Source organism: Chondrinema litorale, from assembly GCF_026250525.1.
GTDB lineage: Bacteria > Bacteroidota > Bacteroidia > Cytophagales > Flammeovirgaceae > Chondrinema > Chondrinema litorale.
On the sequence record NZ_CP111043.1, the window covers coordinates 4,008,075 to 4,019,866 of the forward strand.

Consider the following 11,792-nt stretch of genomic DNA (forward strand, 5'->3'; position numbering starts at 1 on the left):
TAATATACCAATATTTTATAGTTAGCTACGTTTTTTTCCTAGTTTAATTTAACTTAATATTAGTATTGTACAATAACATGAGCATTTCTAAAGTGGTAGGGTTTAAACTTTATTTAGTTTTTGGATTTATAATAGCAAGTTTTAATGGTTTTTCGCAAAACTTAGATTGGGCAAAAAGTTTTGGTGGTAACTCAAATGATTTTGGTGTATCACACACTATTGATTTTAATGGAGATATCATCACAACTGGGGTTTTTGAAGGTACAGCTGACTTTAATCCACGTGAAGAAATTTATAATTTGATCTCAAATGGAGATAAAGATATTTTTATTCAAAAAGTAAATTCAACCGGAGATTTTCTATGGGCTAAATCAATAGGAGGAATAAGTACAGATGTTGGTTATGATGTTACTACTGACTCAGAAGGTAATATATATTTAACTGGTTATTTCACTGATAGTGTTGATTTTGATCCTGGAGAAGATATCTATTTTCTCTCATCTTATATAGAATTTTGGCAAGATGCTTTCATTTTGAAACTAGATCAAAATGGAGCGTTTTTGTGGGCTCATAAGATTGGCGGCCTAGCTGGAGAATCAGGTTATGCGATAGAAGTTGATACAGATGGTAATGTATATACATTAGGTTATTTTCAAAATGATATTGATTTTGACCCAGGTGTAGGTATAAATATTTTGGAATGGAGAGGAGATACCGATATTTTTTTGCAAAAATTAGATACTAATGGAAATTTTATTTGGGTAAAACATATTGGTGGTAATGCGGAAGATATTGGCAGGTCTATGGTGATTGATTCACTGGGGTTTATTTATGTGATAGGTGATTATTATTCAACTGATTTTGATGCAGGTGATGGTGAGAGCTTTCTAAATAATGTTGAAAGTTCAGATGTGTTTGTGTCAAAATTTGATAGGGATGGAGATTTGGTCTGGGCTAAATCTATGGGGGGAGAAAGTAGTGAAAAGGGGAGAGGTATATTTGTTGATGATTCTGGCAATGTTTACAGTACTGGTTCATTCATTGGGAAAGTAGATTTTGATCCTGGAGAAGATTCTACTTTTTTAGATGGAGATATTTTTATCCAAAAATTAGATGCAGAAGCAAATTTAGTTTGGGCAAAATCGATAGAGATTTCTGGTGGAGCAGTATATTCTTCAAGTTTTTCAATAACAAGTGATGCTAAAGGCAATGTATATATTTTAGGTAGCTTTCATGGTATCGCAGATTTTGATCCTGGTGAAGAAGAATATGAACTAATAACAGATGCTAATGCCTATATTTTTCTACTTAAACTTGATAGCAAAGGAAATTTTATTAGAGTAACTCCAATTGTTAGAAGCTCGAATGAATATGGTTATTCTTTAACCTCGGACACTCAAGATAATTTAGTTATTACAGGCAATTTTATAAATACTTCAGATTTTGATCCTAGCTCAGAAACTAGTTTAATGACATCTAAGGGGGGCAACGATATTTTTACATTAAAACTAAATCCTTGCTACATCGAAATTTTAACAGATCCCATTTTCTCTTGTACTAGTTATACATGGATAGATGGAAATACTTATACAGAATCTAACAATACAGCTACTCATACAATTGCTAATGCAGAAGGTTGTGATTCTGTAATTACTTTAAATTTAACAATTAGCAATATAAATTCTGAGGTGGTACAAGATGGAAGTAAATTAACTACTGTTGAAGAAAATGCAACTTACCAATGGATAGATTGTGATAGTAATACACCAATAGCTGGAGCTACAGATCAATCTTTTATACCTACATTTGATGGTAACTATTCTGTAGAAATTACACGAAATGAATGTTCAGAAACATCTGCTTGCTTCCCAATGACAGTTTTGGGTGTTATTAAAAGTTCTTTTGAAAATGAAGTTTTAGTATATCCGAATCCTACTGATGGCTATCTAAAGATAGAGTTGGAAAAACAGATAAATAAATTGGAAGTAAAAGTGATAACTATTACTGGGCAACAAGTAGATAAACAAGTTTTTAATGATGAAGATAAGATTGAGCTTTATATAAATGTGAACAGTGGAATTTATTTAATTGAACTAACCTCAATAGCATCAAAAGAAAATAAACGAGCACTGATAAGAGTAGTGAAGAAATAATTTATATGAGATCGCAGAAAATACGAATTTAATGATCAATTTAATTCATCATTAAAATAACTATTCTGTATTAGATTTAGCCGAATATAAACTCATTTTGAGGCTTATTTACTTATTTATCACATTAGAATAATACTACATTAATGAATACAAAAAAAGGCTGGAAAGCATTGGTGTTAAGTTTCTTTGTTCCTGGTCTTGGGCAGGTTTATGCCAGACAATTTAAGAAAGGAATATTACTTTATATTTTGTTTTTTTTAATTGTCTTTGGATCAAGATTTATTTCATATACATTCAGCATTTACATAGTTGCAGTTTTCATAGCTATAAGTTATTTGCTATATAATTTAGTTGGTGGTTATAAATCAGTAAGGAAGTGGAAAGACTACGAACCTAAGAAATATGATAAGTGGTATTTCTATGTGCTAATAGTTTTTATTCATATGTCATTTTTTAATTTTCTCCCTCGAATAATAAATGAATTAACTCCTATCAACCTTGCAATGATTCCTACCCCTTCAATGGATCCAACATTGCAAGTGGGTGATTTTTTAGCTTTTAAGAAAGAGAAAAACATAAAGCGGGGAGAGGTTTTAGTATTTAAATATCCAAAAGACTTCAAGACAATTTATATAAAAAGATGTGTTGGATTATCGGGAGACAGTCTACAAATAATAAACAGCCATGTATTTGTAAATGGAGACACATTGCAAAATATGCCTGAATTTAAGTTCAGATTCCTTGTTTCAACAAATGGTGAGTCCATTGATCCAAGCTTTTTTGAAGAACAATCAATAAATGATTATTTCGAGTTAAGAGGAGGTAAATATTATGTTCAAATGACACTTAATCAAGCAGAAAAATTAAGACATATAGGATTAATTGAAGATATTAAGATAGATCTTATGCAAAAAGGTGAAGGGGATCGAATGATATTTCCTGAAATCTACAAAGACACATGGAATGCAGATTACTATGGTAGTATATATATACCCAAAAGCGGAGATATAATTAAGCTTACAAGAGAGAACATAGGCCTTTATTCTAAGGTAATAGAGTATGAAAATGAATCTGTAATTATCGAAGACTCAGTTGTATTGATAGATGGTAAGCAAGTAAGTGAATATAAAGTAAAAGACAATTACTATTTTGTTTTGGGAGATAGTAGACACAATTCAGAAGATTCGAGATATTGGGGATTTCTACCAGAAAAACTGATTGTTGGTAAAGTGATGTATATTTATTGGAGCAAAAAATTTGATCGAATTGGTAAAGAAATAATTTGATAAAGGCATCTATAATCTGAAACTTACCCTTTTATATATAGTTTTTGAGTCTTTTCGTCAATGCCAACTTCATATCCAAATACTCGAATTAATTGAGGTAAGCGAAACTCTTTAATATCAAACCACGCTGATCCATCATAATGATCTTGATATATACTTAAAACTTCTTCAAAATCTAATTGGGTTAGTTCTGTTTTTGACTTAATAAATTTGAGTATTCGAAATATAATATCATACTCTGGATAGAATCGCTTATTTTCGTTTGAGAAGTTTTTGAAATAAGGTAAATACTTTTCTAAATTGTTAATTGCTATTATTTGCCTTTCATTCATGTTTTAAGAAAAGATATTAAGGTTTAAGTATCTAGAATTTAAATAGCATTTAAGTTCTAAATTATTCTAACTTTAATATGAAAATTTGAAGAAAGATAAACCTAGACTTCGAATAATCTTAAAAGCATGTGTTTAAACTTTAATTACCTTATTGAATTTTTTCTATAGCGTTTATTATTCTTCTTTCTCCCCACCCTCTTAAACTTCAATTACCCAACCCTCTAAAAAAAGTAGCCTATTAACTCTAAATCTCACTTTTTTGTCTATTTTTAGGGAGGTGTGAGTCTGACGACAATCGAAGTAAACTAACAATTTTCATTTTCTCATAGCACTTTCTACTTTCAGTAAATCGTGCTTTAAACACTTTTTAGAATGATTCGATCCAAATTAATTTTTTTATTCTTATCGATTTTTGCATGGTCATGCAATCAAGTCAAACAAGCTGAAATGGGTACTCAAACCGCCGAAGAGGGTGGGTATACTTACGAGTATGTTTCTGGCGATTTAATGGATACAAGAATTTATACCTTAAAAAACGGGCTTAAAGTTTATCTGAGCGATTACGAAGATGCGCCTAGAGTGCATGTTTTTATACCAGTAAAAGCAGGAGGGAAGAACGATCCGGCAGACAATACAGGTTTGGCGCATTACCTCGAACATATGATGTTTAAAGGCAACGACAAATTTGGTACTGTAGATTATGATAAAGAAAAAGTTTATCTGGATAGCATCGAAAATATGTTCAATCATTATGCTACGCTAACAGACGATAATGATCGTAAAGAATATTACAAACTGATCAATCAGGTGTCTAATGATGCGGCAAACTTGGCGATTCCGAATGAATATGATAAAATGGTTGCCGGTATAGGTGGCAAAGGTTTAAATGCATACACAACCACCGATAGAACAGTATATACGGTAGATATTCCAGCCAACGAATTAGATAAGTTTTTAGAGTTTGAAGGTGTTCGTTTCAATAAAATCGTAAACCGTTTATTCCATACCGAGCTAGAAGCTGTTTACGAGGAGAAAAACCGTTCGCTAGATAGTGACGGCTGGAAGGTATATGAGAAAATGTATCAGTTAGCTTTCCAAAAACATCCTTATGGAACGCAAACTGTAATCGGTACTATTGATCATTTAAAGAATCCTTCAATTACAGAAATTAAGAACTATTTCGGAAAGTACTACCGCCCAAATAACATGGCTATTTGTATTAGTGGTGATATTGATATGAATAGTACCATCCAGATGATAGATAAGTATTTCGGTCATTTAGAGCCCAATTCAGACTTAAAGCCTTGGCAGAAAGTTGAAGAAGAGCCAATTACTGAGCCTAGAACTGCCGAAGTACTTGGCCCAGATGCAGAAAGTGTAAATATTGGTTTTAGAATGCCTGGCGAAAGTAGCAAAGATTTTATGATGGTTACTTTGGTTGATATGCTCTTGAGTAATTCAGAAGCTGGTTTAATCGATTTAAATCTTAAACAGCAGCAGAAGGTATTAAATGCAGGTTGTTATGTAGATAATAATAATGATTATTCGATGCATACTTTTTATGGAAATCCTAAAGATGGGCAACAACTAGTAGAGGTAAAAAACTTGATATTGGAGCAAATTGACATGCTTAAAAAAGGAGAGTTTGAAGATTGGTTGATTGAGGCAGTAATAAATGACTTGAAGATGAATAATATGAGGAGTTTGGAGAGCAACTGGTCTAGGGCTAATAAAATGGTAATGGCTTTCACCAACGATATTCCTTGGGAAGATTACATAAGCACATTAGATAGAATGGAGAAAGTAACTAAGGCAGATATTGTTGAGTTTGTAAAGAATAACTACAAAGACAATTATGTATTGGTGTATAAAAAGACGGGTGAAGACCCAAATAAGCAAAAAGTAGAGAAGCCAACCATTACAAAAGTTCCTGTAAATAGAGATGTAAAATCTGCATTTCACGAATCTATTTTGACCAAAGAAACTCCTAAAACAAAGCCAGTATTTGTCGATTATGAAAAGGATATAAACAAAGGAAATGTGAAAGGTAAGGTAGATATATTGGCAAAGAAAAATGAAGAAAATGAACGTTTTCAATTGATTTATTTGCTAGATATTGGTAGTAATAATGATCCGGCAATGAAGGTGGCAGTTCAATACTTAGAATTCTTAGGAACACCAGAATTGAGTGCAGAAGAGCTCAAAAAAGAGTTTTACAAATTAGGTTGTAGCTTTAGTGTTTTTGCTGCTGAAGATAAAACTTATGTGAGTTTGAACGGCTTGAGTGAGAACATGGAAAAAGCCATTGATTTGTTTGAAAAGTTATTGGCAAACCCAAGTCCAGACCAAGAAGCGTTGGATAAACTCATCGGAAGAGAGCTTAAATCTAGAGACGATGCAAAGAAAAATAAAAGCAGAATTTTATTCTCTGGCTTGATGAATTACGCTCAATATGGCGCAAAATCGCCATTTACCAATGTGTTGAGCAATCAGGAGTTACAAGCGTTAAAAGCAGAAGACTTAACAGAGAAGATTAAAAATATTACTCAGATGGAGCACAGAGTCTTGTATTATGGACCATATGAGCTTAATAAGCTTGTGGCAGTGCTAGAACAAAAACATAACTTGCCAGAAACAATGGTTCCATTGCCTCCAAAGGTTGAGTTTGAGCAAATGCCAACAGATAACCCAACAGTGTATTGGACCAACTACGACATGGTACAAACGGAGTTTATTATGTTGTCTAAGGGAAACCAATACGATGCGAGTATCACTCCAAAAGTGAGAATGTTTAATGAGTATTTTGGCGGAGGAATGAACTCTATTGTTTTTCAAGAAATTAGAGAAGCGCAAGGTTTAGCTTATTCTGTATTTTCTTCTTATTCTACCCCAGAAAAAGCAGGTGAAGATGATGTGCTTTTTGCTTATGTGGGTAGCCAAGCAGATAAGCAACCAGAAGCCATGAAAGCCATGCGCGAACTTTTAGAAAACATGCCTGAGTCTCAAGATGCATTTGAAATTGGAAAACAAGCGATATTAAGCAAAATTGAAAGTGAGCGAGTAACTAAATCGAGTGTATTATGGAACTACGAAAGTGCTAAAAGCCATGATCTTAATTACGATCTAAGAAAAGATGTTTATGAGCAAGTAAAAACGATGACGTTTGATGATTTAAAGGCATTTCACGAAGTGTATATTAAAGGCCAGTCTTATGTAACTGTTTTGGTTGGTAGTCATGATAAAATCAATTTTAACGACCTCAAAAATTATGGTGAGGTGAAAGAACTTACCTTAGAAGAAATCTTCGGTTATGATAAAATAGAGCATATCGATACAGAATTGTAAGCTCAAAAAGCCAGTTAGATAAAAGTCTAACTGGCTTTTGTTTTACAGTTAATAAAGCTTAAATGGTATTAAGTAAAATTTCGTTGTATCTATTTTGTGTTAAATTACCATCGGTAATTATTTCGTGATTCAACTCATATATGGTTAGGTACAATAGATTTATATTAGTATTTAGAATATTAAAAATAGTTTTTTTTACAAATATCATTATTTCCAATCTTCCTCTGTTCTTTTCGATTGATGCAGAAAGTTTTCAAAAGCATTTCATAGCAATTATATTTTCCTTCTATTTTACCTTTACAGTTTACAGAATCTTTCGTCAAATATTTGCAGAAACATTTGATATAGAAATAGATGAAGATGCTATTACACTTAAGCATATAATTACTAGAAAAAAACATGTGATAGAAAAAGCTTCAATATCTGGTTATCGCATCGAGAGCTATAATTGGAGTTTTATTAAGATTTCAGGAATTAAACCTTTTTGGGAGTTTGAATTTAACATGGTAGTAATTTATTCAAACTACAAAGCTTTACATCATTTTAAATCAAGCAATTATTTAGGTTTAAAAAAGATTGTAGATCTATTAGAAGAATCTAACTACAGTGCCATTACAAGAACTAGAAGATTTTTTGATAGATACAGATATTTAAAGATTTAGCTTTTTGTGATTAACTTTAGTCTTCATTAAGCTGATTCTAGCTCAAAACTTTAGAGGTTCATCATTCAAAATTGATTAGCAAAACTTACTTCTCAAATATGAAAAGTAGGTTGTTTGTGTCTTTTGATTTTATAGTGAAAAGTGATGATCAAACCTTTTACAGCCATTCTTTCAATTTTATTTATTGGCCTTATTTTATTTCTTTATTCGGTCTCACTGGAGTATTATACTGATCCAGATTATGCCCAAAAACTTGATGAAAAGTATTTTTCAATTCTAAGAGGTGAGATAGCTGATTCTAATTTGACTTTAGAAGAAATTGAACGAAAAAAGTTAGAAATGTGGACTATCAAAGCTCAAATCATGGATTTGGGAATTGGGCTTATCGTTACAGCTTTTTCATTGTTGTTATTTTTTAAAACTGCTGAAATTGAGCATTTTACAGACTTAAGTAATTTAAAATCTAAAGACAAACCGCAACTTATTATGCTATCTTTAGTAAGTTGGATTTTTGTTCCAATTGCTTTTTGTATTTATACTCTAATTAAGATTAATAGGGGAGATTATGGGCTTGATGCTGATGGACACGATAGCTATATTAAGTCAATGATGTTTATCGTTTTGCTACTATTTGTCTTATGGATTCCATTAGCCATTTTTGTATTGCTCACTACCATTAATACCCGTCTTCCAGCACCATTGTTTATTAAGTTGAAGAATTATGGGTTTTATCAAGTTATAATAGAGCTACTTTTTGATTCACTTATTCTGTTCAATGTTTTGCTCTACATGTTTTTTGTGTACGATGGAAATTTTTTCTTAATCCCAATTAATATCACATACACCTATGTGCTTTGTTGTTTGAGGGCTGGACAGTTAAATAGATACAGATTAGCTTAAAAATGATTTATTTAACTATTTTTTGTTATGTTTGATTGTTCTTTTTTAACTATCAAACATTTCCCCTAGCTATGAAAATTACAATTTCTACTTTTTTACTTATCGCAAGTCTAAGTTTTTCATGCACCGAAAAAGATGAGAATAATTATCCAACTCCCGAAGTGAGTTTTGAGGTAGATGGTAAGTTATATGAATCGACTTCTTCACTCAATGTTTATTCAATAGATAATTCTCCTTATGGATATTACGAGCTTGCTATACATGTCCATCTTGAAAACAGTTCTCTACATCTCGACTGCACGACTCCTGACCTAGAAGGTACTTACAATGGCGATAATTCTATTGAAGGTGAGAGAGGCAATATAATTAGTTATTATAATGATGAAGATGGATCGATGTGTAAAACTCAACAAGCAGATGTGATTATAAAAACTTTACTTTCACAATTGTAAGACAAAGCGATAACAAAGATTTGCTTTCAGGCACTTTTGAAGGTGTAACCTGTAATGAAGATGGTGGTGAAACAATAATCAGTAATGGAAGCTTTAAAAATTTCAGGTTATTTCCAGAGGAGTAATCTTTAAAGCTGATTTAGTTTAACTAACTACTTATTTTCTCAGTTTTATTAATCCTTTCTTTAATTAATTCGAGAAGTTTTTCTGGTTTAATATCTGCAAAACCTAAGCTAAGTCTAACAGCTTCATAGTTGCTAGATGTAAACCGGATTCTATTAATTATTTTATTTGTATTGCCTATAATATCTGAATCGGGTTTTAAAATTAGAAATAATTGATTTGGAGCTTTAGATGGATATAGTAATGTACAATCAATAATTTCTGAAAAAGGAATACTATCATATTTAGGGTTATCAAAAATTATTAATTCATTTTCGGTTAATTCAAACTCTGGATTAGATGAGAATATTTTCAATAAATAGCGATAATTGCTTCGAATGCCCATAAATGCTAACCAAATAAATACTAGATAAAAGGCTTTAAAAAACATTGGTAACTCTGGATCAAAATCGTCAAACAGTCCCCAAAAAATAATTGTCATAATTATTAACACAAATGGAATTGATATAATAACTTCTGTTAATCTTTCAGACTTTTTTTTCTTAATAATCATACTTGAAGTTTGCTAGTTTACACATCTACCACTCTAACGTTTATGCCAATATTTATTTAGCAAACAGAATCGAAGTGCTATTAAAATAGCCTTTATTTCTTTGTATATCTTAAAAGTTAATCTCGCTATGGTAATATCCTGAAATAGGCAAGAAAAATCATAGTTTAGATAATGTAAAATGGGCAAAAACGTTTGTTTTTGAGTAAATTAGAGAGTAATACTCATTTATTTAATCACACTAATAAGTAAACTTTAAGCTAATGCATTATTATTTAAAAGCCCTCAAAAACTATGTAGACTTTAATGGTAGAGCCAGAAGAAGTGAATTTTGGTATTTTACCTTGTTTAATTTCTTAATTTATGTAGGTCTATTAGTTATATCCTATGTAATAGGTACCAGTTTCTTATTTAATTTATATTGTTTGGCAGTATTACTACCTAGTATTGCAGTTGGCATTAGACGTATGCACGATGTTGGAAAAAGTGGATGGTTTGTTTTAATTCCTGTTTATAGTTTAATATTAGCGGTTACCGAAGGAGACGATTTTGAGAATGAATATGGACAAGACCCAAAAGAGTGGGATGCTTTGAGATAATCTTCGAAAATATAATTACATATATAGGCCTTGAGAGATCAAGGCTTTTTTTTTATTCATACCTACAAACCCTCACTTTTAATTTTAGGTTTTTGGCCGTTTCTATCATGTTAAGGGTTCCTTTGCTTTTGCCATCCCAGAAGGCGATGAGGGCATCGGCATATTCTGCCATTTCTTTGTTTCTTATTGGGCCAGCCGCTTTGTCAAGATTATTCCAATCGGCAGGGAATTTTTTTAGCGAATAAGACTTTTCAAGCGCATATTTTTCACCTAATCGATCAGCACCAGTAGCACAGCCACTTACAATCTCTACACTTTGTTGATTTTGTAAGATATGGTTACAGTACTTATGTAATAATTTATAGTCGTTAAAGTATCTTGTTCCAGCTATTATTACTTTCATCTCCTTATAATGCAATTCAATCTTTATATCGATCAATATTACAAAATACAATTGAGATTTTATGTGAAAACTTTACAAGCGTTTAGATACTACTTTACTCAGAATTAAATAGCTTGTTGTTTGGTTAAAAATATCTCTAAGTCTTTATCTAATTTTTGTATGTAATCTCTGCCATAGGTTTCATTTTCTAAATCTTCATAAAGGAAATTGGGCAAATCATTTTGGTAATAATCAGAAGTGGATGCAATCGCTAGAACCAATGAGGCAACAGTGTCTACATCGCCACCGAGATTTACACTATCAATTAGCATTTGCGAGAGGTTTTTTCCATTGAGTAAGATTTGTAAAACTGCCTCAACAGTTTGGTAAGCATCTATATCAACTTTGCTAGTCCATTTACCTTTCCATTCGAAAGAAAGTGTATCATTTAAAAAGTTATGCAACTCAGAAACTTCGCCAAGTTGATAAATAAAATAGTGAGAGATAACAGCTATTGCCTGTGCCGAAATAATAGCTTTGTCTGTTGCATGGGTTATAACTGCTTGTGCTTCGGCTTTTGTAATTACATCATTTAAATTTTTATACAAACCAACTGGATAAGCGCGCATGGCTGCTCCGTTTCTTTCGCTTTTGTTTACGATTTTATTTAGCAAGTTTTGTCCATTGTCGATCTCTAAAAGGAAATTATAAAATCTGGTGGCATAACCTTTTCGTGGGTCACGCTTAAAGCATTCAACAAATTTATTAGCAATGTTAAGTGGAGTCCATTCGCTACCTTCAATCATTAGCTCAACTAAAGCGATTGACATCTGGGTGTCATCAGTATACTTTTTGTAAATATCTGTATGCTTAGGGTGTTGTATATATCTTTCTAAATGATTGAATTTTTCAATTACAGCCCTTTCTGCAAACTCAAATCCGGCTCCATAAGCATCACCGATAGCACCTTCTAGTATCATAAATTTTTACTAGCTAAGGTAATAGTTT

The 11,792-nt window shown here is 31.8% G+C and carries 11 protein-coding genes; 7 read left to right on the forward strand and 4 right to left on the reverse strand.

Annotated features, from left to right (window positions below; translation table 11 throughout):
* Positions 1-77 precede the first annotated feature (77 nt).
* Both OQ292_RS16530 and lepB read left to right on the forward strand, forming a co-directional pair.
* The gene (locus OQ292_RS16530) at positions 78-2,153 is read left to right on the forward strand and encodes an SBBP repeat-containing protein (protein WP_284683249.1); all 2,076 of its coding nucleotides are present in this window, start codon (positions 78-80) and stop codon (positions 2,151-2,153) included.
* 143 nt (positions 2,154-2,296) lie between these two features.
* Positions 2,297-3,439: a signal peptidase I gene (gene lepB, locus OQ292_RS16535; protein WP_284683250.1), complete on the forward strand. Its 1,143-nt coding sequence runs from the start codon at positions 2,297-2,299 to the stop codon at positions 3,437-3,439.
* Positions 3,440-3,462: 23 nt separating this feature from the next.
* On the opposite strand, the gene OQ292_RS16540 is transcribed toward lepB, so the two are convergent.
* Positions 3,463-3,771: a hypothetical protein gene (locus OQ292_RS16540; protein ID WP_284683251.1), complete on the reverse strand. Its 309-nt coding sequence runs from the start codon at positions 3,769-3,771 to the stop codon at positions 3,463-3,465.
* 447 nt (positions 3,772-4,218) lie between these two features.
* On the opposite strand from OQ292_RS16540, the gene OQ292_RS16545 reads away from it, so the two are divergent.
* From OQ292_RS16545 to OQ292_RS16560, 4 genes are all read left to right on the forward strand, one after another.
* Positions 4,219-7,116 (forward strand): M16 family metallopeptidase, encoded by a 2,898-nt coding sequence (locus OQ292_RS16545; protein ID WP_284683252.1) that lies wholly within the window; start codon positions 4,219-4,221, stop codon positions 7,114-7,116.
* A gap of 140 nt (positions 7,117-7,256) precedes the next feature.
* Positions 7,257-7,778, forward strand: coding sequence for a hypothetical protein (locus tag OQ292_RS16550; protein WP_284683253.1), 522 nt, complete (start codon positions 7,257-7,259; stop codon positions 7,776-7,778).
* A 144-nt stretch (positions 7,779-7,922) separates the two neighbouring features.
* Positions 7,923-8,678: a hypothetical protein gene (locus tag OQ292_RS16555; RefSeq protein WP_284683254.1), complete on the forward strand. Its 756-nt coding sequence runs from the start codon at positions 7,923-7,925 to the stop codon at positions 8,676-8,678.
* 71 nt (positions 8,679-8,749) lie between these two features.
* Positions 8,750-9,130: a hypothetical protein gene (locus tag OQ292_RS16560; RefSeq protein ID WP_284683255.1), complete on the forward strand. Its 381-nt coding sequence runs from the start codon at positions 8,750-8,752 to the stop codon at positions 9,128-9,130.
* 148 nt (positions 9,131-9,278) lie between these two features.
* On the opposite strand, the gene OQ292_RS16565 is transcribed toward OQ292_RS16560, so the two are convergent.
* Positions 9,279-9,806 carry a hypothetical protein gene (locus OQ292_RS16565; protein WP_284683256.1) on the reverse strand — a complete coding sequence of 176 codons (528 nt, stop codon included), beginning with the start codon at positions 9,804-9,806 and terminating at the stop codon, positions 9,279-9,281.
* Between the two features lie 260 nt (positions 9,807-10,066).
* Between OQ292_RS16565 and OQ292_RS16570 the strand changes: the two genes are divergently transcribed.
* Entirely contained in the window at positions 10,067-10,402 is a 336-nt protein-coding gene (locus tag OQ292_RS16570) for a DUF805 domain-containing protein (RefSeq protein WP_284683257.1), read from the forward strand.
* A gap of 52 nt (positions 10,403-10,454) precedes the next feature.
* Here OQ292_RS16570 and OQ292_RS16575 read toward each other — a convergent pair whose 3' ends face one another.
* Both OQ292_RS16575 and OQ292_RS16580 read right to left on the reverse strand, forming a co-directional pair.
* On the reverse strand, positions 10,455-10,805 hold the full coding sequence (locus tag OQ292_RS16575; RefSeq protein ID WP_284683258.1) for a DUF2493 domain-containing protein: 351 nt from the start codon (positions 10,803-10,805) through the stop codon (positions 10,455-10,457).
* Between the two features lie 104 nt (positions 10,806-10,909).
* Positions 10,910-11,764 (reverse strand): ADP-ribosylglycohydrolase family protein, encoded by an 855-nt coding sequence (locus tag OQ292_RS16580; RefSeq protein ID WP_284683259.1) that lies wholly within the window; start codon positions 11,762-11,764, stop codon positions 10,910-10,912.
* Positions 11,765-11,792: the final 28 nt, after the last annotated feature.